This window comes from Flavimobilis rhizosphaerae, assembly GCF_014852685.1.
GTDB classification, from domain to species: Bacteria; Actinomycetota; Actinomycetes; order Actinomycetales; family Cellulomonadaceae; genus Flavimobilis; species Flavimobilis rhizosphaerae.
This window is the reverse complement of the sequence record NZ_JACZDF010000003.1, coordinates 395310-415661: the sequence shown is the minus strand read 5'-3', so window position 1 is coordinate 415661 and position 20352 is coordinate 395310. Positions and strand designations below refer to the sequence as shown.

17 protein-coding genes are annotated in these 20352 nt (G+C 69.3%); 5 read left to right on the top strand and 12 right to left on the bottom strand.

Annotated features, from left to right (window positions below; genetic code table 11):
• Positions 1-17: 17 nt before the first annotated feature.
• The 7 genes from IGS67_RS08150 to IGS67_RS08120 form a co-directional block, all read right to left on the bottom strand.
• Positions 18-2513 carry a glycoside hydrolase family 2 protein gene (locus IGS67_RS08150; RefSeq protein WP_192279485.1) on the bottom strand — a complete coding sequence of 832 codons (2496 nt, stop codon included), beginning with the start codon at positions 2511-2513 and terminating at the stop codon, positions 18-20.
• A complete protein-coding gene (locus IGS67_RS08145; RefSeq protein ID WP_328742055.1) occupies positions 2510-3451 on the bottom strand; it encodes a carbohydrate ABC transporter permease in 942 nt (313 codons plus the stop codon). Before IGS67_RS08145 ends, IGS67_RS08150 begins: the two co-directional genes overlap by 4 nt.
• Positions 3448-4365 carry a carbohydrate ABC transporter permease gene (locus IGS67_RS08140; RefSeq protein WP_192279483.1) on the bottom strand — a complete coding sequence of 306 codons (918 nt, stop codon included), beginning with the start codon at positions 4363-4365 and terminating at the stop codon, positions 3448-3450. The genes IGS67_RS08145 and IGS67_RS08140 overlap by 4 nt, the downstream gene beginning before the upstream one ends.
• Positions 4366-4451: 86 nt before the next feature.
• Positions 4452-5777 (bottom strand): ABC transporter substrate-binding protein, encoded by a 1326-nt coding sequence (locus tag IGS67_RS08135; RefSeq protein ID WP_192279481.1) that lies wholly within the window; start codon positions 5775-5777, stop codon positions 4452-4454.
• A 278-nt stretch (positions 5778-6055) separates the two neighbouring features.
• Positions 6056-7075, bottom strand: coding sequence for a LacI family DNA-binding transcriptional regulator (locus tag IGS67_RS08130; protein WP_192279480.1), 1020 nt, complete (start codon positions 7073-7075; stop codon positions 6056-6058).
• A gap of 245 nt (positions 7076-7320) precedes the next feature.
• Positions 7321-8235: an ROK family protein gene (locus tag IGS67_RS08125; protein WP_210767144.1), complete on the bottom strand. Its 915-nt coding sequence runs from the start codon at positions 8233-8235 to the stop codon at positions 7321-7323.
• Positions 8232-8933 carry a putative N-acetylmannosamine-6-phosphate 2-epimerase gene (locus IGS67_RS08120; protein ID WP_328742051.1) on the bottom strand — a complete coding sequence of 234 codons (702 nt, stop codon included), beginning with the start codon at positions 8931-8933 and terminating at the stop codon, positions 8232-8234. The genes IGS67_RS08125 and IGS67_RS08120 overlap by 4 nt, the downstream gene beginning before the upstream one ends.
• 218 nt (positions 8934-9151) lie before the next feature.
• Here IGS67_RS08120 and IGS67_RS08115 point away from each other — a divergent pair, with 218 nt between their 5' ends.
• Positions 9152-9850, top strand: coding sequence for a GntR family transcriptional regulator (locus tag IGS67_RS08115; RefSeq protein WP_192279479.1), 699 nt, complete (start codon positions 9152-9154; stop codon positions 9848-9850).
• On the top strand, positions 9847-11337 hold the full coding sequence (locus IGS67_RS08110) for a DUF4127 family protein (RefSeq protein WP_192279478.1): 1491 nt from the start codon (positions 9847-9849) through the stop codon (positions 11335-11337). Before IGS67_RS08115 ends, IGS67_RS08110 begins: the two co-directional genes overlap by 4 nt.
• A gap of 650 nt (positions 11338-11987) precedes the next feature.
• Here the strand turns inward: IGS67_RS08110 and IGS67_RS08105 are convergent.
• Positions 11988-12371 carry a hypothetical protein gene (locus tag IGS67_RS08105; RefSeq protein ID WP_192279477.1) on the bottom strand — a complete coding sequence of 128 codons (384 nt, stop codon included), beginning with the start codon at positions 12369-12371 and terminating at the stop codon, positions 11988-11990.
• Between IGS67_RS08105 and IGS67_RS08100 the strand changes: the two genes are divergently transcribed.
• The 3 genes from IGS67_RS08100 to IGS67_RS08090 are packed head-to-tail and all read left to right on the top strand — an operon-like array spanning position 12364 to position 16448.
• The gene (locus IGS67_RS08100) at positions 12364-14988 is read left to right on the top strand and encodes a CFI-box-CTERM domain-containing protein (protein ID WP_192279476.1); all 2625 of its coding nucleotides are present in this window, start codon (positions 12364-12366) and stop codon (positions 14986-14988) included. The genes IGS67_RS08105 and IGS67_RS08100 overlap by 8 nt on opposite strands.
• Positions 14988-15674, top strand: coding sequence for a vWA domain-containing protein (locus IGS67_RS08095; protein ID WP_192279475.1), 687 nt, complete (start codon positions 14988-14990; stop codon positions 15672-15674). Before IGS67_RS08100 ends, IGS67_RS08095 begins: the two co-directional genes overlap by 1 nt.
• Positions 15675-16448 carry a PP2C family serine/threonine-protein phosphatase gene (locus tag IGS67_RS08090; RefSeq protein ID WP_192279474.1) on the top strand — a complete coding sequence of 258 codons (774 nt, stop codon included), beginning with the start codon at positions 15675-15677 and terminating at the stop codon, positions 16446-16448. It begins immediately after the preceding gene.
• Positions 16449-16490: 42 nt separating this feature from the next.
• Here the strand turns inward: IGS67_RS08090 and IGS67_RS08085 are convergent, their stop codons facing one another.
• The 4 genes from IGS67_RS08085 to IGS67_RS08070 are packed head-to-tail and all read right to left on the bottom strand — an operon-like array spanning position 16491 to position 20341.
• Positions 16491-17246 carry an iron ABC transporter ATP-binding protein gene (locus IGS67_RS08085; RefSeq protein WP_192279472.1) on the bottom strand — a complete coding sequence of 252 codons (756 nt, stop codon included), beginning with the start codon at positions 17244-17246 and terminating at the stop codon, positions 16491-16493.
• A complete protein-coding gene (locus tag IGS67_RS08080; RefSeq protein WP_192279470.1) occupies positions 17243-18304 on the bottom strand; it encodes an iron chelate uptake ABC transporter family permease subunit in 1062 nt (353 codons plus the stop codon). Before IGS67_RS08080 ends, IGS67_RS08085 begins: the two co-directional genes overlap by 4 nt.
• The gene (locus tag IGS67_RS08075; protein WP_192279468.1) at positions 18297-19304 is read right to left on the bottom strand and encodes an ABC transporter permease; all 1008 of its coding nucleotides are present in this window, start codon (positions 19302-19304) and stop codon (positions 18297-18299) included. Before IGS67_RS08075 ends, IGS67_RS08080 begins: the two co-directional genes overlap by 8 nt.
• Positions 19305-19354: 50 nt before the next feature.
• Complete coding sequence (locus IGS67_RS08070; RefSeq protein WP_192279466.1) at positions 19355-20341, bottom strand: ABC transporter substrate-binding protein; 987 nt, start codon at positions 20339-20341, stop codon at positions 19355-19357.
• Positions 20342-20352: the final 11 nt, after the last annotated feature.

Here is a 20352-nt window from a genome sequence, read left to right as displayed (position 1 = left end):
CCACTGCCGCGACCGGTTCAGGAACGGACGAGCTGGCCCGCGTGCTTGAGCACGGAGCGGTCCATGAGCGCCGCCACGTCGACCGCGACGGGCGAGCTGACGCGGAACGTCGCGGTCTCCCCCGGCAGCAGCGTGACGAGCATGTCGTCGACGCGCGCGTCCGGGTGGATCTTGTCGACGAGCAGCGCGAGGTCGTGGACGACGACGTCGGGCGTGATCGTCACGGTCGTGACGAAGCCCTCGGGGCCCTCCGCGACGGTCGCGTCGACCGTGAGACCGGGGTCGGACGCGAGCCGCGAGTCGCGCGGCTCCGCGAGGAACCGCACGCCACGCACGTCACCGAGCGTCGCCGTGACGAGCTCGACGGCGGCGTCGCCGGCAGTCGCGACGTCCGCGGGGACGGGCACGACGACGATGCCGCGCGCCTCGACCTCGACGGGCACGGTCGCCGACGCGAGCACGTCACCGTCGTACGAGACGCGCTGCAGCACGAGGTCGCCCGACCACGGCTCGGGACTGTCGTCGTGCACCGCGACGACGAGGCCGTCCTCGCGGGGCTGCACCGTGACGAGCCGGTCGGCGTGCTGGTGCGCGAGCTCGTACGCGAGCGGCTTGGGGCGGCCGTCGCCGTCGACCGCGGCCCACGACGTCACGGGCCAGCAGTCGTTGATCTGCCAGACGACCGAGCCCATGCACACGGGGGCGTGGGAGCGCAGGTGGCCGATGCCCGTGCGCAGGGCGCGCGCCTGGTTGAGCTGCATGGCCCAGTGCCACGCGTCCATGTCCGAGGGCAGCTCGAAGTGCGGCAGCAGGCCGTACCAGAGCTTGTTGTTGCCGTCCATGGCCTTCTGGTGCGTCACCATGCCGGGCGACTCGGGCGACATCGGCTCGTCGTGGATCGAACGCGTGAGCGTCGCCCACGTCGGCGGGGCCTGCCAGCCGTACTCGGCCATGAAGCGCGGGACGTCCTCGAGGTAGGCGCTCATGGGACGGCGGTTCCACGCCTCCCACGAGTGCATGGAGCCGTGCTGCACGTCGTTGGGGTGAAGGTCGAGCGTGCCCGACCACGGCGAGGACGGCGTGTAGCCCGTGCCCGGCGAGAGCTCCGCGACGATCGCGGGAAGCAGCTCGGTGTAGTACCCGAGGCCCCAGCTCGCGCCGGCGAGGCGCGGCTGCCACGCCCAGTCGTGGAAGCCCCAGATGTTCTCGTTGGAGCCGTTCCACAGCGCGAGGCTCGCGCGGTGGGCCAGGCGGGCGACGTTCTCGCGCGCCTCGGCCTCGACCTCGGAGCGCAGCGGCTCCTCCTCCGGGTAGGCGGCGCACGCGAACGGGAAGTCCTGCCACACGAGCAGGCCCTGCGCGTCGCACGCGTCGTAGAAGTCCTCGGTCTCGTAGAGGCCGCCGCCCCAGATCCGCAGGAGGTTCATGTTCATGTCCGCGGCCTGGCGGACGCGGGCGGCGTAGCGCTCGCGCGTCACGCGGTGCGGGAACGCGTCGTCGGGGATCCAGTTGGCGCCGCGGATCCACACGGGCTCGCCGTTGACGACGAACGTGAAGCTCGTGCCGTGCTCGTCCGGGGTCATGTCGAGGGTGATCGTGCGGAAGCCGACCCTGCGGTGGGCCGCGTCGACGACGGTGCCGTCCGCGGCGAGCGTCACGTCGACGTCGGAGAGGGGCTGGGCGCCGTGCGTGCGGGGCCACCAGAGCTCGACGGACGCGAGCTCGACGTCGGCCGTCGCGCTCGTCGCGCCGGCCGGGACGTCGACCGTCGTCGTCGCGTCGCCCACGGCGACGGTGAGCGTGAGCGGCACGTCCGCGACACGCTCGACGTCGACGCTCACGCGGACGACGCCGCGTGCACCCTCGGTCGCACCGTCGGGCAGGAGCGCCTCGGTGCGGACCGCGGCGAGGCGGGCCGTCGACCACGACTCGAGCCGCGCGGGCTTCCACAGACCGCTCGTCGCGGTCGCGATGCCCCAGTCCCAGCCGAAGCTGCAGGCCATCTTGCGCATCGCGTAGAACGGGTGCGCGTTGCCCGACTGCGGGCGGATCCCGAGCTCGAGCGCCTGCTGGTTCGCGTAGCTGATGGGTGACGTGAACGCGACGACGAGCTCGTTGTCGCCCTCGCGCAGCGCGGCCGCGACGTCGAGGCGGTAGGAGCGGTGCATGTTGGCGGTGCGGCCCACCTCGACGCCGTTGACCGTCACGGTCGCGACGGTGTCGACGCCCTCGAGCACGAGCTCGTGGCGGTCGTGACCCTCGGCGCTCCACGCGAACGTCGTGCGGTACTCCCAGTCGCACGCACCGATCCAGGCGAGCACGTGCTCGTTGCTGTCGAGGTACGGGTCCGGGATGATCCCGGCGGCGAGCAGGTCGGTGTGGACCGAGCCGGGCACGGTGGCGGGCACCGCGCCGAGCTCGAGGCCGGAGGGAACGGGGCCGCGGGTCGCGCGTACCGTCCATCCGTCACGGAGGTCCCGGATCGTGGTCGAGGGGACCTGAGGGTTCGTCACTTCGTCGCTCCAGAGGTGAGGCCTGAGTAGATGTGCCGCTGGAGGGCGAGGAACGCTACCAACGTCGGCACGATCACGAGAATCGTACAAGCCGCGATGAGCTCCCACTCAGAGCCCTGCGGACCCTTGAAGCGGAACAGCGCGGTCGAGAGGACACCGAGGTCGCCGCTCGGCATGTAAAGGAAGGGGAGGTAGAACTCGTTATAGATCGCGATGCCTTTGATGATGACGACCGTCGCGATCGCCGGGCGCAGGAGCGGCAGGATGACCGAGCGGTAGATGCGGAACCGGTTGGCGCCGTCGAGCATCGCGGCCTCGTCGAGCGAGCGCGAGATCGACCGCATGAACTGCATGAAGATCTGGATCGCGATGATGTCGGTCCCGAGGAACAGCAGGATGACCGACCAACGCGTGTTGAACACGCCGAGGAAGTTGATGATCTTGAACGTCGCGACCTGCGTCGTCACGGCGGGGACGAGCGCCGCGACGAGGAAGCCCGACATGACGAGCCCGCGGCCCCGGAAGTTGAAACGGTCGATCGCGTAGGCCGTCATCGTGCCGAGCAGGATCGTACCGACGAGCGCGACGGCCAGGATGACGAGCGTGTTGACGAACGCGACGATCATGTCGCCCTCGAGCAGAACCTTCGAGTAGTTGCTGAAGTTCAGCCAGTTCTTCGGCGGGTCGAGCGGTCCCGTCGCCGCGAACTCCGCCTTCGTCTTGAACGACGCGAAGAGCAGCGTGACCAGCGGCACGATCGCGACGAGCGACGCGACGACGAGCGACACGTACTTGAGGACTGCCGCGGTGGGGCCGGAGACGCGGGCCGTCCGGGAACGGTTGCGCGCGCTCGCGGCACGGAGGCGGTCGCCGAGCGTGAGGGTGCGCTCGACGCGCACGTCGTCGGCGCTGGGCGGGATGAGGGTCGGGGCGCTCACGCGAGGTCCCCCTTCTCGGTCGGCACGAGCTTCCTCTGGACGATCGTGATGAGGATGACGAGCAGGAGCAGGACGATGCCCATCGCGGAGCCGAGGCCGAGCTTGCGGTACTCGAACGCGAGGTCGATCGTTCGGATGACGAAGGTCGTCGTGCCGTTCGCGCCGCCCGTCATGATGAACGGGATCTCGAAGACCGACAGGGCACCGGAGATCGCGAGGATCGCGGTGAGGCCGATGATCTGGCTGATGCCCGGGATGACGATGTACCGGACCTTGTGCCAGGTGGTCGCGCCGTCGAGGTCGGCGGCCTCGTAGACGTCCTCGGGGATCGACTGGATCGCGCCGAGGAACAGCACGAAGTTCAGGCCCATGTACCGCCACACCGACGTGAACGCGAGCGAGTAGTTCGCGATCGACGGGTCGCCGAGCCACGTGGGCGGGTCGGTGACGCCGAACAGCGCGAGGAGCGCGTCGAGCGTGCCGTCGGGGCGGAAGAAGAAGAGGAACGCGATACCGATCGCGACCCCGTTGACGAGGTAGGGGAAGAAGATGATCCCCTTGAAGAGATTCTTGAGCCGTGTCCTGAAGCTGAGGATCACGGCGAAGTAGAGCGCGAGCACGAGCTGGATCGCGGCACCGACGAGGTAGTAGGCGCTCACGAGGAAGACCTGGAGGATGTCCGGGTCGGTGAAGATGCGGTGGTAGTTCTTCCACCCGACGAAGATCTTCTCGGGCTTGAGGCCGTCCCAGCTCGTGAAGCTCCACCAGACCATGTTCGCGACGGGGAGGTACGTGAACGTCAGGAGGAGGACGAGCGGGACGACGAGGAAGAGCCACGGCGTGATGCGCCAGCCGCGGCGGGTGCGAGGCGGGACAGATGACGTCCGCGCTCGGTTCGGTGTCAGGAGGGCCATGCTCGACGCTCTTCTCGTGCAGGGTGGTGCGGGGTGTGGACGGGACGGCCGTGCGCGGGGCCCCGCAGGGCCCCGCGCAGGTCGTGTCAGTTCGCGGCGACCTCGGCGCGGGCCTTGGCCCACTTCTCGTTGAGGCTCGCGAAGTACGACGCCTTGTCGCCCTTCTCGGCGCCACGCGCGATGTCGACGAGCTTGCGGCGGTAGCTGTCGCCCCAGAGGTCGATCTCGGCCTCGTTGTAGATGTCGGAGTCGAGGGACTCCTCACCGGTCGGGCTCGGGTTGAGGTCGACGAACTCGGCGCCGACCTCGTCGAAGGCCTTGAGGGTGTCGGGGGTCTTGCCGTCGAGGCGCGGCGAGACGCCGCCCTGGTCGAAGGCGTAGCCGGACTTGTCGATGAACCAGTAGAGCCACGCCTTGGCGGCGTCCTTGTTCTTCGAGTGCTTGTTGATGGCGATCTTGTAGTCGCCCGAGACGACGGAGTGGAGCTTGCCGTCGGTCGTGAAGGGCATCGGCCAGAACGAGATGTCGTCGGCGGAACCGCCGTTGGCCTCCGCGGCCTCCTTCATCTGGCTCACGGCCCAGCCGCCGAGGACCATCGAGGAGATCTCGCCCTTGGCGAGCTTGACCTTCGACTCCTCCCAGTTGGTCGTCGTCGGGTCGGACTCAGCGAGACCCTGGTTGACGATGTCGAAGAGGAGGGAGTCGAGGGCGTACTGCTCGTTGCCCTCGGTCCACGGGGCGTCCTGGGAGTCGCGGATCGTCACGGCGTCGGGGCCGGCGATGACGCCCTGGTTGCCCTGCCACTGCGAGAGGGGCCAGCCGTCCTTGTAGTTCGTGTAGTAGCCGGCGCCGGTCTTGTCCTTGACGGCCTTGAGCGCGGAGAGGAACTCCTCGGGCGTCTTCGGGGGCGTCGTCACGCCGCCCTCGGCCATGACCTTGGTGTTGACGACGTAGCCGGAGGCGTTGCCCGTGATGGCGAGGCCGTAGAGCGTGCCGTCGAGCGAGCCCTCGGTCTTGACGAATCGGTACGTCTTGGCGGCCTCGTCGACGGTGCCGATGGGCTCGAAGTACTGGGGGAACTGGTCCTTGGTGATCTTGTTGGGGATGAGCAGGACGTCGCCGTACTGCTCGGTGCCCATGCGGATCGACACCTCGCCCTCGTAGTCCGTGTGGGCCTCGAACTTCACCTCGACGCCGGGGTACTCCTTCTTGAACTCCTCGACGTAGGCGGGGAAGACCGTCTTCGTGAGGTCGGTACGGTTCGTGAGGACGGTGACCGTGCCCTTGATGTCACCCGTGGGGGCGCCGGTCGCGGTCGGGGTCGCCGCCGGGGCGTCGTCGCCCCCGCTGCAGGCGGTGAGGGACAGTGCGGCGATCGCCGCGACCGCGGCCGCCTTGTGGATCCTTGCCATCGTGCTTCCCATCTGTCGTCGTTGACGTGCGCGGTTCGGGACCTGCGCTCGTTCGATAGTGAAGCGGTTAAGTAGCGGTAAGTCAAAGAATCCTGGTCACAGTTTGGTCTCATCGCTCGACCTGAGCGTCGGGAGCGTGACGCGCTTAAGCGCGAAGGTCACGCGAGACTGGCGTCGGCGACCACCACGATCCGGACATCCCTCGCATGCGACGGTGGAAGCGAGCCCGCCCGGGCGCGCCGCAGTCGACGACCGGCCGCGGCCGGCCCAGGGGCGCGTCAGTCCCGCGGACGACGCGCGGTCGTGCCGCGCGGGCGCAGGGCGGGCGTCGAGTCGAGGAACGCGCCCGGCTCCGCCCCCTCCATGCGGTCGAAGAGCCGGCGCGCCGTGTGCGCGCCGTAGCTCGTGACGTCGTGGCTCAGCGCCGTGAGCCGCGGGAACGCCGCCTCGCACAGCGGCGAGTCGTCCCACGCGATGAGCGAGACGTCGTCGGGCACGACGACACCCATCTCGCGCGCGACGCCCATGCCCGAGAGCGCCATGACGTCGTTGTCGTAGACGATCGCCGTCGGCCGCTCAGGGGCGAGCAGCAGCGCCCGGGTGGCCGACGCACCCTCAGCAGGCGTGTAGTCGGTCTCCGCGGAGAGCCCCACCACGCCCAGGAGCGCACACTCCTCCTGGAACGCCGCGTCACGGATCGTCGTATGACCGAAGTACGACACACCCCCGATCCGCGCGATCCTCCGGTGCCCCATCGCGTGGAGGTACCGCACGCACTCGCGCATGGCCGCAGCGTCGTCCGTCCACACGCTCGTCAGCCCGCCCGTCAGCGACGGATCTCCCACCACGACGACAGGCAGCTGATCAGGACCGGAGAGCAGCTCGACACGCGGATCGTCAGGCCGCGGATCGACCATGATGACGCCGTCGACCCGGCGGGCAGCACGCCACTGACGATACGTCCGCATCTCGGCATCGGTGTCCGGCACGACCTGGAGCAGGAGCGCATAGCCGCGCTCCGAGAGCACCGACTCGATGCCCGCGATGAACTGCATGTAGAAGGACTCGACGCCCAGCGTCGAGGGGTGCCGCGCAAGGACGAGGCCCACGGTCTCCGTCCGCGCACCCGACAGCGAGCGCGCCGCGGCGCTCGGCGCCCAGCCCATCTCGCCCGCGACACGCAAGATCCGCGCGCGCGTCTCCTCCGAGACACCGGGCCGGTTGTTGAGCGCGTACGACACCGCCCCGGTCGAGACGCCAGCCTTGCGCGCGATGTCCGCGATCGTCACCCGAGCCACGACGGCCCCCTCTCATCTGCCCTGCGACCCTACCGCGCGCTCCTCACCCGGCAGGCCTGCTGGGCTGCGGCAGCGACCCGCTCAGGGATGCGGGCCGCTGCCGCCCGCGCGGGAGCACGTCCGGCCAGGGAACCGGGGCTGCGCCGCACGCGGGCGTCCGTCACGTTCAGGGGTCGTGACGGCCGCCGTTCGGGGTGGGGACGGTGGCGGGTGAGGGCGGGAACCGTGGACGGCGGTCCCCGTCCTCACCCACGACCGCTCCCCCGGACGGCTACGGCTGCCCCGACGATGGGGGCGGCCGTGCCGAGCGCGGCGGCGACGACAGGGACGTCGCGCACCGCTGGCATGAGGTCCTCGCGCAGCGCCGTCGCGACGCCGTCGAGGTAGGAGGGGCCGATCTGCGCGACGCCGCCCCCGACGACGACGATGTCGGGGTCGAGGACGCTCACGGCCCCTGCGAGCGCCCGTCCGAGGACGCGCGCGCCCCGGGCGAGCACCTCGCGCGCGCGCGGGTCGCCCGTGGCGGCGAGGCTCACGATCTCCCTGAGTCCAAGCAACTCTCCCCCGAGAGCCGCGTGGTGGCGCTCGAGGGCGGGCCCGCTCGCGGCCGCCTCCGCATGCCCGTCGACGCCGCACGAGCACGCGTGGCCGACGGCCTCGGGGACGACGACGTGACCGACCGAGCCGGCGACGCCCGCGCGTCCGGCGACGACGCGTCCGCCACGCACGAGGCCGCCGCCGATGCCGGTGCCCACCGCTGCAAGGAGGACGGACTCGCAGCCGCGGCCGGCGCCGACGGTGGCCTCGCCCAGCGCGGCGGCGTGGACGTCGTTGAGGGTGACGACGGGCAGGCCGGTCGTGTTCGCGACGTGGCGGGTCACGTGCGTCCCGGCCCACCCGGGGAGCAGGTCGGTGGCGCTCGTGACGCGGCCCTCGGCGTCGATGACGCCAGCGGCTGCGACGCCGACGGCGTCGACGTCGTGCCCGTCGCTGCGCAGGCGTGCGACGACGTCGACGATCGCGGCGAGCACCGCGTCAGGCCCTTCGCTCGCGGGCGTCGGGACGCGGACGATGTCCCCGACGACGCTCCCGTCGGGTGCGACGCATCCCCCGGCGATCTTCGTGCCGCCGAGGTCGACGCCGATCGTCAGGGCGGTCACGCGCTCGCCTCTGCGGTGTCGCGCGCCCGGGGGGTGACGGCGGCGAAGCGCCGTGCCGTGAGGAGGGGGTCGGTGATGGCACCGCCGACGACGACGGCGGCTGCGCCGGCGTCGAACGCTGCGGCGACGGCCTCGGGGGTGCGGATCCTGCCCTCGGCGACGACCGTGAGGCCCTCGGCGGCGAGTGCTGCGACGAGATCAAGGTCGGGCCCCTCGGGGGCGGGTGTCGAGGCGGGCGTGTAGCCGGAGAGCGTCGTGCCGACGAGGGCGGCGCCGAGCTCGGCGGCGCGCAGGCCCTCCTCGAGCGTCGAGACGTCCGCCATGACGGGGACGTCGACGGCTGCGACGACGGCGCCGAAGCCGTCGAGCCGTGGTCCGTGGACCTGGACCGAGGCGTCGGCGGCGACGACGTCGGCGCCGGCGGCGACGAGGCCGCGGGCGAGGTCCGGCGTCGGGGTGATGAAGGGGCGGGGGCCGCCCTCGACCTTGTGGAGGCCGATGACGGGGACGTCGGTGACGGCGCGGACGGCGGCGACGTCGTCGGGTCCGTTGACGCGCAGGCCGGCGGCTCCGCCGAGGAGGACCGCGCGGGCGACGACGGCGGTGATCGCGGGGTCGCGCAGGGGGCTGCCCGTGGGGGCCTGGCAGGAGACGACGAGGCCGCCGCGCACGCTCGCGAGGATGCGGTCGAGGTCCACGGGGCGTCTCCCTTCTGTCGTCGTCAGCTCACGGGTTCGTCGTCCAGCAAGCTCGCCGGATAGGTACTATCCAATGTAGGGCCTCAGAGTGCATGATGGCTACCACGGGGTTCAAATCCACCCCGCATGACTCAGAAGAGGTTTGAACCATTCTCGACAACGATGTCGCGGCTACACCGTCGGACGGCCACGCCGCACCCCGCACGACGAAGACCGTCATGGTCCGCGCCCACCTCGAGAAGCTCCTCGCAGCCGCCGCGCCCCACGACCGTCTGCCCACCGAGCGCGACCTCGCAACCGCCCTCGACGTCTCCCGCCCCACCGTGCGCCAGGCGCTCGCGAACCTCGAGGCCGACGGCCTCGTCTACCGCGTCCAGGGCGCCGGCACGTTCGTCGCCGACCACCGCATCACCAAGACCATCGAGCTCACGTCCTTCTCCGAAGACATGCGCGCCCGCGGCGTCACCCCCGCTTCCCGCACCGTCGTCGGCGAGATCGTCCCCGCCGGACCTCGCATCGGCCCTGCCCTCGACGTCCCGCCCGCCTCCGACGTCCTCCACCTCGAGCGCGTCCGCACCGCCGACGGCGCTCCCGTCTGTCACGAGGACGTGTGGCTGCCCGGATGGCTCGGCTCCGAAATCCTCGACGAGGTCGCCACGACCTCCCTCTACGACACGCTCGACCGCCGCGGCGCGCAGGTCGACCGTGCCGAGCAGACGATCGCCGCGACCGTCCTCGACCCCCGCACCGCCGACCTCCTCGAGGCCCCGCACCACTCAGCGGCCCTCCACGTCACCCGCACGTCATACGACGTGCGCGGCCGCGTCGTCGAGCACGCCGTGACGACGTACCGCGGCGACCGCTACGACTACCGCCTCACCATCCACCGCCACCCCCGTCAGGAGAGCTCCCGATGACTCCCCGCCCCGCGATCGTCCTCGTCCCCCTCGACGAGCGGCCCGTCAACACCGGGCTCGTCGCCGACGTCGCCGCGGTCGCCGGCCACCCGCTCGAGCTGCCGCCCGAGGGCGCGCGCGCCCGCTACCGCGAGGCCGCGAGCACCGACAACCTGGCCGCGTGGCTGCGCGACAGAGCAGCCGACCCCGAGGTCGGCGCGCTCGTCGTCTCCGTCGACATGCTCGTCCACGGCGGCCTCATCCCCGCCCGCACGACCGACGAGGACACCGCGACCGTCCTGCGCCGCCTCGACGTCCTCCGCGAGATCAAGGAAGCCCGCCCCGAGCTGCCGATCCTCGCCGTCACGCTCGTCACGCGAGCCTCCGACCACGACTCGTCGATCGAGGAGCCGGAGTACTGGGCGACGTACGGCCGCCGCATGCACGCCCTCGGCCGCGAGGCGCACCAGGCGTGGGAGAACGGCACGGGCTCCCCCGCTGCCGACGTGCCCGCCGACGTGCGTCGTGACTTTGCGCGACGCCGCCTGCGCAACCACATCGTCAACCTCTCCGCGATCGACCTACGCGCCGACGGTGTCCTCGACCACCTCGTCGTCACGGCCGACGACACCGCCCGCTTCTCCGCGGGATCGGTCGAGCAGGGCTGGCTCGCCTACTGGGGCGTCCTCGACCCGGCGATGCAGGTGCCGATCTACCCGGGAGCGGACGAGACCGGCGCCGTCCTCGTGGGACGCGCGCTCACGATGCTCTCAGGCGTGAGCCCGAGGGTCAGGTACGTCACCGCGGACCCGGAGGGCATGGAACGCATCCCGCCGTACGAGAACGCGCCGCTGTCGACGTCGGTACCGCGTCAGATCGCGGCCGCCGGCGGCACCGTCGTCGCGGAGGACGCCGAGCTCGTCCTCGTCGTCCACACCTCCGACCCCGCGCGCGGCGACCAGGGCGGACCCGGCGCGGTCGACGACCCGGAGGCGGCCGCCGCAACCGTCGCACTCGTCGCCGAGCACGTCGCCTCGGGCGTCATGGTCGCGGTCGCCGACCTGCGCTACGCCAACGGCTCCGACCCGACGCTCGTCGAGGGGCTGCGCGCCGCGGGCCTGCTCGAGGAGATCGTCGCGTACGGCGGCTGGAACACCGCGGGCAACGCCCTCGGCTCGACGGTCGCGCTCGGCGTCGCCGCGGTCGTCGCGGACCGCACGGGGCTTCCCGCGCGCGAGCTCGCGCGCACGCCGCGGGTGCGTCGCCTGCTCGACGACCACGCCTACCAGTCGGTCGTCCGCAAGCGCGCGTGGGACGAGGTCTTTCACGGCACGTACATGCCGCTGCCGGCCGACGAGGTCGCCGCGGCCGAGGCCTGGGTGACCGCCGAGCTGCGTCGCGAGCACGAGGCGCTCCTGCCCGGGGACACCCTTCGGCTCGACAAGGTTCTTCTGCCGTGGGAGCGTTCCTTCGAGGTGGATATCGTGTTCGCTGGCGAGACACGCTGAGACTTCGGTCGTGGCCGAACGGATCCTGGACAGGTACACGTCCGGTCACGACCGAGGACCCGTGGTGACACGGGTGCCGAGGCCGGTCGGGAACGACGCCGTGGAGGGCGTCCCCGGCCGGCCTCAGCCATGCGAGGCCCTGCCCGCCGGGGCGGGAGCGCCGCGAAGCGCCAGCCCTCCCCGACGGATTGATGGCTTTCGCCCGTTCAATGGTCGGAAGCCATCAATCCGTCAGTGCAGGGGCGCGTCAGAAGTAGCAGGCCACCGGTCCGTGCGGCCCGTCGACGACCGACACCGGGGTGTCGAAGATCCGTGAGAGCACGTCGTCCCGCATGATTGGCACCCTTTGCCTCTGGCGCTTACATGCCGATAGCCTCGCCTTGGAGGAGTTTCGCCACGGGGAGCGACGACTCCGGAAGGGACTGACGATGGGGCGTCGAACTAGTTCACGGTCGTGGTCACGGCCAGCGACGACCAGGCAGATCGCGGCTCTCAAAGCACATCACGCGTACGACGGTAAGTACTACTCAATGGGACGCGCGAGCCAGGCAATCAGCAGAACGTCGGGGCAGAGGACTCGTGCGGCGAGCTCTCCACGTCAGGCGGCTAGACAGCCGAGCTGGGCAACTCCCAACTCAACATCAACCAGATCATCGGTAGAGCTGCTCTCGCAACTGCTTGGGACCGCTGACGATCTCGACTCTCTCGTCGCGATCGCTCTTGATGCCGAACAAGCAGGGTCTGACGCTCCAGAGTCGAACGACGAAATCGAGTCCATCACTTTCACGGTGGCGCCGGACGACACCGACCCGTTCAACCCGTTGATCCGACTGGAAACAACCGTTACCCGCGACTCGGACCACACCGGGGGACCGTCGGTCGAGGTGCGATTCGCGAGCAACATCATTTTTGGGGACCCGGATCCCGTCGACCCCCCGTCGTTCTCGAGCGGCATCAGCTTCGATGCGTAGCACGTCGGAAACGATGACCTTCGATCCGGTCGAGCTGACCGGGTCGACGACGAGGATGTTCATCGACACAAACGTCTTCATGGACACCGACCCCCGGCACAAGGATCACCTCAAGTCGCTCTTCGAGCGGATCGCACCCCAGATCGAATCCGGTGGCAGCCCTGTCGTCGTCCCGACCAAGGTCATCGATGAGCTCTCGAAGTTCGCCAAAAAGGACCCGTCAACCACCCCCGCTGCCCAGGCCGCAGCGTTCGAGAAGGCGAAGAACGCCCTCACCTTCCTCCGCTCGGCAGAGGCCCACGGCCTCGTCAGGACATCGCTGGGCGATATCGGAAATCCGTACGCAGACGATCTCTTCGTGCACCTCTTCGAGGTCTACTCGTCCACCTATGCGATGTTCCTCCTGACCAACGATGTCACCCTGCAGCTGCGCATCAACCTCATGGCGCTGCAGCTGAACCGTTCTATCGCCGCTGGCTATCTGATCCCGGGCGGACACGTGGAGGTTCCATCGCTCGAGACCATCGCACGTCGCGCCAGCGCCAAGCTTCGGCGACTACGGCAGCGCCAGGCGACTCCACAGGCGAGAGCATCCGACACCCTGGAGATCGAATCATTGGAGACAACCCTGGAGGATCTATTCCAGGAAGTCCCGCTCCTGGCGAGCCTAGATGCCGGAACCTCGACCGGAGCGCGCCCCAATCCCCCGTCGGACGACACCGGCGACGGACGGTCGCGCCGCCAACCGTTCTCCACCACGGCGAAGTTCGCAGGACCCGACGAGATCATCACGGTCACCGTGGTCCCGAGCGCAGGCGACGACATCCTCGTCGACAGCCCGCAAGGAATCGTGCAGATGCAGCTCGCGACGAAGCTCGGCGAAGGGGGTGAGGGCGCCGTCTACTCCGCCTCGGACTCTCACGTCATCAAGATCTTCGACGAGCACCACATTACAAAGCATCGCGAGGCCAAGATCCGCCTGCTATCAGCGAGGAACTTCGACGAGCCCGGCATCTGCTTCCCCGAGGCCATCGTCAGGAACACCTACGGCGAGTTCGTCGGCTATCTCATGCCCCGCGCACAAGGCAGCGAGTTCTCCAAGGTGATCTTCCAACCCAGGCGACTGAGGCGGACATTTCCCGACTGGACGAAGGCCGACCTCGTCGACGTCGCGATCTCATTCCTCGAGAAGGTCTCGTACCTGCATTCCCACAACATCCTTCTGGGCGACATCAACCCCAAAAACGTCCTCGTGGACGACGAAAAGAACGTCACGATCATCGACGCGGACTCTTGGCAAGTTGAGGGCTTCCCGTGCCCCGTCGGAGTTGAGATGTACAGCCCGCCCGAGGTTATCGGCAAGCGCTTCCCCGAGTTCCTTCGAACTGCCGAGGACGAGCGATTTGCTGTCGCAACGATGCTCTTCATGATCCTCATCACCGGCCTCTTCCCTTACGCCAGGTCCGGTTCGGACGGCGACGTGTCAAAGCTCATCAGAGAAGGGAACTTCGCGCTCCAGTTCAAGGATCGGTCGAACAAGGACCAGCCGGCCGGCAAGTGGAAGTACATGTGGAGCCATGTCCAGGTAGACGTCAAGAGCCTGTTCTGGAACACGTTCCACCGAGATGGCACACGATACTCATCCCGACCGACCGACGCCGAATGGCTCAAGGCTTTCCGCAACTATCGTCGATTCCTGCGAAGCAGCGAGAACTTCGATCCGATGTCGAACGACATCTACCCCACTCGGTTCAAGGCTATGTCGCCCGCAACGCCCCTCTACGAGTGCGAGTCATGCCGCTGTTCGATGGCCGGAATATGGCGCGAGGAGACCAAGACCTTTTCCACTCCGCGGCTCTGCGTCGACTGCCGTCCGGCGCTGGTCGCATGCCAGGGTTGCCAGCGCAGCATGGCCCCCGACAAGCTCTCCAACGGCAAGTGTCGCAACTGCAGTCTTCCTACCTGCACGGACTGCGGGCGCCGATTCCGCCCCCAAGCTCCAGGGATCGCCGTGTGCGGAGGATGCATCACGTCGGCATGCCGCGAATGCGGCAGTCGACACAAGAAAGCCTCGATGAAGTTCGGACGCTGTCCTACCTGCCACGACAAGGACGTGGCAGCACGCGCACGGCGGATGGAGCTCGACAGGAACCGTCTCTGCACACGCTGCGGAAAGCCCTTCATCACGTTCGGCAACGTCGAGTGGCACCTCTCGAACCACAAGGCCGTCCCCACGACCCACAAGATGAAGAGCGGCGTCTACCCGGCCGACTGCGTACCCATCCCGAGATCAACGACATCCGCGTCCGCTCACGAGGGCGTCGCGCCAGACACCAAGAGCAGCGGGTGCTTCGTGGCGACTGCGGCCTTCGGTACATACGACTGCCCCGAGGTCTGGGTTCTCCGTCGATGGAGGGACACGGTGCTGCTGACGAGTCCCGCGGGCAGGCGGTTCGTCGCGTCGTACTACGCGACCAGCCCACATCTGGTCCGCCTTGTCGGGGGCCGGTCCTGGTTCACGACGCCAACCCGGTGGCTCCTTCGCCGGTTTGCCAACCAGCTCAATCGTTCAGGACTTGCAAGCACGCCGTACGACGATCCCCCAGCAGCAGTCCACCCCATCCACACCAGCAGCGGCGGTGCGTACCGACAGCGCACCTCCACGAAGGGAACACACTGATGGCACGAATCAACATCGAGAACGAGGACCTCTTCGAGAACCCGGCTCCCCGGGTACCAGTCGCGCTCTGCCTCGACACGAGCGGGTCCATGGACGGTGCTCCGATTCGGGAGCTGGTCGCGGGTGTCAACCAGTTTTTCGACGCGATCGACAAGGACGAGGACGCGCACGACGCCGCTGAGATCTGCATCGTCGAGTTCAACTCCGGGACAAAGGTCATCCAGGACTTTGCGGGCGTGGACCGCGCCCAGAGGATCAGCGGGATCGACGCTCGAGGCGCGACCTACCTGGGCGAGGGGGTCAACCTTGCGCTCGACACGCTCGAGACGCGCAAGAAGATGTACTCCGACACCGGTGTCCTCTATTACCAGCCGTGGCTCGTCCTCATGACCGACGGCGGCCCCAACGGGAGCGCGGCGGAGCTAGAGCGTGCCGTCGAACGCGTGACGAAGATGATCGGGGACAAGAAGCTGACGATCTTCCCCATCGGTATCGGTCCTGACGCGGACATGAGCGTCCTCGCGCGCTTCAGTCCGACGAAGCCACCCCTGCGCCTTCAGGGCCTGAGCTTCAACGAGTTCTTCGCCTGGCTGTCGAAGTCCGTTGCGCGTGTCTCACAGTCGAGCCCGGGTGACGCGCCTCCTAAGCTTGACCTTGAGGGACTTGCAGGGTGGGCGGAGCTCTAGTTGTTCAAGGTCTTCCACCATCAGGTCCGCGGACGCGGTCATGTCCTGGACGGCTCGCCGTGCCAGGACATGACCGCGAGCGCGTCACGACACGGTGTACAAGTCGTCTGCCTCTCTGACGGCGCTGGTTCCGCCAGGTTGTCCCACTACGGCGCTCAGGCAGTTGTCGATGAAGGAACACGCCTGCTTGTCGAGAACTTCATGTCGTTCACATCGCGGGGTGACGGCGCACGGATCAAGGCAGAGATCGTCTCGAGTCTGCTCGCTCGCCTGACGTCGCTCTCCGCAAGGCTCGAGTGCCACGTCAAGGACCTGGCCTCGACGATGCTTGCAGTCGCCACCCACGGCGACCAGTTCGTCGTCGTGCACATCGGTGACGGAGTCATCGGATATGTTCGCGATGGAGAGCTGAGGATCGCGAGCTCACCGGACAACGATGAGTTCGCCAACACCACGACCTTTGTCACGTCGTCCAGCGCGATCACGTCGATGCGCCTCCTGCGGGGGTCGCTCGAGGGAGTGACCGGTTTCATCCTCATGAGCGACGGTGCTGCCGAGAGCCTCTACAACCAGAGGACGAAGATGCTCGCTCCTGCGTGTCTCAAGCTCGTCAGGCTGCTTGCGGACTCGCCCACCTACCAGACAAAGAACCCGATCCATCGCAAGCGCCTCCGGAAGTTCCTCGCGACCCGCGTACGCGAAGCGACGAAGGACGATTGCAGTCTCGCGCTTCTCGCACGGCTCCCTGCGCTGTCGCCCTCCAGCCGCGCCTAGCCCGTCCGGCGCGAAGTCCGCGCGTCAGGTCAACGGAGTCGGTCAGAAGTAGCAGGCGACGGGCCCGTGGGGCCCGTCGACGACCGACACCGGGGTGTCGAAAATCCGTGAGAGCACGTCGTCCCGCATGATCTCGGCCGGGCTGCCCTGCTCGACGACGAGCCCGTCCTTCATCGCGACGACGTGGTCCGCGTAGCGGGCCGCGAAGTTCACGTCGTGGAGGACGACGACGACCGTGCGGCCGAGGGTGTCCGCCGCGCGCCGCAGGTGCTGCATCATTCCGACGGCGTGACGCATGTCGAGGTTGTTGAGCGGCTCGTCGAGCAGCACGTACGGCGTGTCCTGGGCGAGCACCATCGCGACGTAGGCGCGCTGCCGCTGCCCGCCGGAGAGCTCGTCGAGGTGGCGGCCCTCGAGCTCGTGGAGGCCGAGGAAGTCGATCGCGTCGGAGACGTGCCGCTCGTCGTCGGCGGTCAGCCGGCCCTTGGAGTGCGGGAAGCGTCCGAGGCCGACGAGCTGGCGCACGGTGAGCCGTGTGACGAAATGGTTCTCCTGCCGCAGCACCGAGACGACCTTCGCGAGCTGCTTCGACGGCGTGCGCGTGACGTCGTAGCCGCCGATCGTCACCGTGCCGGCGTCGAGCCCGAGGAGCCGCCCGACCATCGTGAGAAGCGTCGACTTGCCTGCGCCGTTGGGGCCGACGAGCGCTGTGATGCCGCCCGCGGGCAGCTCGACGTCGAGCGGCCCGATGCGCACGTCGGACGCGTAGTCCTTGCGGACGTTGGCGAGGGTGATCACAGGCGGCCCTTCCGCAGGAGGACGACGAGGAACACGGTGCCGCCGACGAGCTCGACGACGATCGACACCATGCCCTGCGCGTAGAAGACGTGCTTGAGCGTGACGTACGCGCCGGCGAGGACGACGAACGCCGTGAGGACGGCCACGGGCAGGACGTGCCGGTGGGAGAACGTGCCGGCGACCTGGTAGGCGATCGTCGCGGCGAGGAACCCGAGGAACGTCATGGGGCCGACGAGCGCGGTCGACACGGCGACGAGCACGGCGACGAGCGTGAGGACGACGCGCGTCTCACGCTTGTGGTCGACGCCGAGGCCCGCGGCGACGGGAGCGCCGAGCGCGAGGACGTCGAGGCGGCGCGAGCGCCACAGGAGGGCACCGCCCGCGAGCGCCGCGAGCGGCACGACGACGGGCAGGTACGAGGGGTCGGCGTTGGAGACGGAGCCGAACATGCGTGCCGTGAGGACGTCGAACTCCGAGGGCGTGAGGAGCCGCTGCATGAAGCTCGACACGGACCGCAGGCCCGTGCCGAGGACGACCCCGACGAGCAGCATGACGTGGAGGTTCCCGAAGCGCCCGGAGAGCAGCCAGCCGAAGAGCGCGACGGCGAGCGTCACCATGAGACCGATCTGCAGGAGCAGCTGGGGCACTCCGCTGAGCGCGGTGATGCCCGCGACGCCGAGCAGGTAGACGCCCGCGGTCTGCACCGTGACGTAGAGGGCCTCGAAGCCGAGGATCGCGGGCGTGACGATGCGGTTGCCGGTGACCGTCTGGAACGCGACGGTCGCGAGGCCCTGGCAGAACGCGACGATGGCGATGACGACGATGCTCGTCGCCCGCCGCTGCGCGACGAGCCAGTAGCCGGTGCTCCCGGGGCGGCCGGGGTTGCCGACGAGGAGGTAGACGGCGGTGAGGCCGAGGGCGACGAGGACGAGCCCGGCGACGAGCAGGACGTAGCGTCGGGCGGCGCTGCGGCTCGTGAAGGGGCCGGAGCGACGCGGGACGGTCGCGCGATCGGGCGCCGGGGGCGCCTCGACGGGGGCGAGCAGGGTGTCAGCCACGGCGCCTCCCGCGCACGAGCATCGTGATGAACACGAGCGATCCGACGACGCCGAGGACGAGCGAGACGGGCACCTCGAACGGCGCGATGATGACGCGCCCGACGAGGTCGCACGCGGCGACGAGGCCGACGCCGAGGACGACGACCCACGGCAGGTTGGAGCGCAGGTCGTCGCCGCGCCGCAGCGCGACGACGTTGGGCACGACGAGCCCGACGAACGGCAGGTTCCCGACGACGACAGCGACGACGCCCGTCGCGACGGCGACGAGCCCTGCCCCGAGCATGACGACGCGGTCGTGGTTGAGGCCGACGTTCGTCGCGACGTCCCGGCCGAGGCCGGCGACGGTGAAGCGGTCGGCTGCGACGACGATCCCCACGAGGACGACGAGGACGACCCAGAGGGGTTCGTACTGCCCGCGGAACACCGACGTGAACGACCCCGCGAACCACACGGAGACGTACTGCAGGGAGTTCGTCGCGAGCGCGAGGTAGCTCGAGAACGCGCCGACGACGGCCCCGAGCATGATGCCGACGACGGGCACGACGAGGGAGCTCGTGAGGGTGATGCGCCGCAGGACGAGGAAGAAGATCATCGTCCCGACGAACGACGCGACGATCGCGACACCCATGCGCGTCATGATGCTCGCGGTCGGCGCGAGGATCGTCACGGCGAGGAGACCGAGGCCGGCCCACTCGGTCGTGCCGGTCGTCGTCGGCTCGACGAAGCGGTTCTGCGTGAGCATCTGCATGACGAGTCCGGAGACGGCCATGGCGGCGCCCGCGAGGACGAGCGCGACGGTGCGCGGGACGCGCGTCACGGCGAACATCCACGCCCCGTCGTCGGCGCCGACGACGTCGTACTGGCCCGTGAAGAGCGAGGCGACGAGGAGCGCGGCGACGCCGAGACTCGCGAGGAGGAGCCACGGCACGCCGCGACGCCGGCGCGCGGGGGCCGCGTCGGCGTCGGGCGTGCCCGCGGTGCGGGCCGTCGTGGTGCTCATCGGTGCTCCTCGTGACGCGCGGCCCCGTGGGGCCGCGCGTCACCGCGGGATCAGGCCGCTGCCTCGAGGGCGTCGGCGAGGGTGTTGAGGAACTCGGTGTACGTCTGGATGCCCTCGTTCGTGTAGGTGTCCGTGGGCATGAAGACGAGCTGCTTCTTCGTGACGGCCGAGACCTTGGACAGCGGCTCAGCGGAGGCGAGGACGTTCGCCGCAGGCGTGTACGCGGGGTCGTCCGCCGCGACGGCCGCGTCGCGGTCCATGACGAGGATCCAGTCGGGGTTCGCGTCGGCGATGGCCTCGACGGAGATGTCGTCGCCCTGGTGGTCGTCGGACGCGCCCTCGACCTCGAGCGCCGGCGTGAGGCCGAGGAGGCCGAAGAGCGGGCCGAGCGTGCGGCCGACCTCGGGGGCGATGTAGCCGATCTCGCCGCCGGACGTCGTCACGGCCATGACCTTCTGCGCGGGGTCGTACGCGGCCTTGACGCGGGCGACGGCCGCGTCGAGGTCGTCGGCGAGCTTCTTCGCCTCGGTCTGCTTGCCGAAGACCTCGCCGAGGACGGTGACCTGGCGCTTGAGCTCGGCGTCGAGCGGCTGTCCGTCGCGCGGGTCGAGATTGAGGATCGTCGCGTCCGGGGCGAGCTTGGCGATCGCGGCCTCGTGCTGCGTGAAGCGCTGGCCGTTGACGACGAGCTGCGGCTCGACGGCGACGATCGCCTCGAGGTCGGGCTCGGCGTGGCTGCCGAGGTCGACGATCTTGTCGTTCGTCTTGTAGCCGATGGTCGTCGGCATGAGCGTGCGGGCCGCGGCGGTGAGCTCGACGCCCCACGACTCGAGAGTCTCGAACGTCCGGTTGTCGGTTGCGACGACGGACGTGAGCGGAAGCGTGACGGTCTTCGAGCCGGTGTTGTCCTCGACGGTGGCGGTCTTCGCGTCGCCGGTGGCGGCGGGCGCGGCGGCGTCGGTGTCGCCGGCGCAGGCCGTGAGGGCGAGCGCGGTGGCGGCGACGAGCGCGGTGAGCGCGGGTCGGACGCGGATCATGTGGTTCTCCT

Coding starts and splice junctions, on each gene's coding strand:
- IGS67_RS08105 (WP_192279477.1), bottom strand. CDS start 12,371: ATGAACATCCTCGTCGTCGACCCGGTCAGCTCGACCGGATCGAAGGTC.
- IGS67_RS08135 (WP_192279481.1), bottom strand. CDS start 5,777: ATGGCAAGGATCCACAAGGCGGCCGCGGTCGCGGCGATCGCCGCACTG.
- IGS67_RS08115 (WP_192279479.1), top strand. CDS start 9,152: ATGGTCCGCGCCCACCTCGAGAAGCTCCTCGCAGCCGCCGCGCCCCAC.
- IGS67_RS08110 (WP_192279478.1), top strand. CDS start 9,847: ATGACTCCCCGCCCCGCGATCGTCCTCGTCCCCCTCGACGAGCGGCCC.
- IGS67_RS08140 (WP_192279483.1), bottom strand. CDS start 4,365: ATGGCCCTCCTGACACCGAACCGAGCGCGGACGTCATCTGTCCCGCCT.
- IGS67_RS08100 (WP_192279476.1), top strand. CDS start 12,364: ATGTTCATCGACACAAACGTCTTCATGGACACCGACCCCCGGCACAAG.
- IGS67_RS08070 (WP_192279466.1), bottom strand. CDS start 20,341: ATGATCCGCGTCCGACCCGCGCTCACCGCGCTCGTCGCCGCCACCGCG.
- IGS67_RS08095 (WP_192279475.1), top strand. CDS start 14,988: ATGGCACGAATCAACATCGAGAACGAGGACCTCTTCGAGAACCCGGCT.
- IGS67_RS08075 (WP_192279468.1), bottom strand. CDS start 19,304: ATGAGCACCACGACGGCCCGCACCGCGGGCACGCCCGACGCCGACGCG.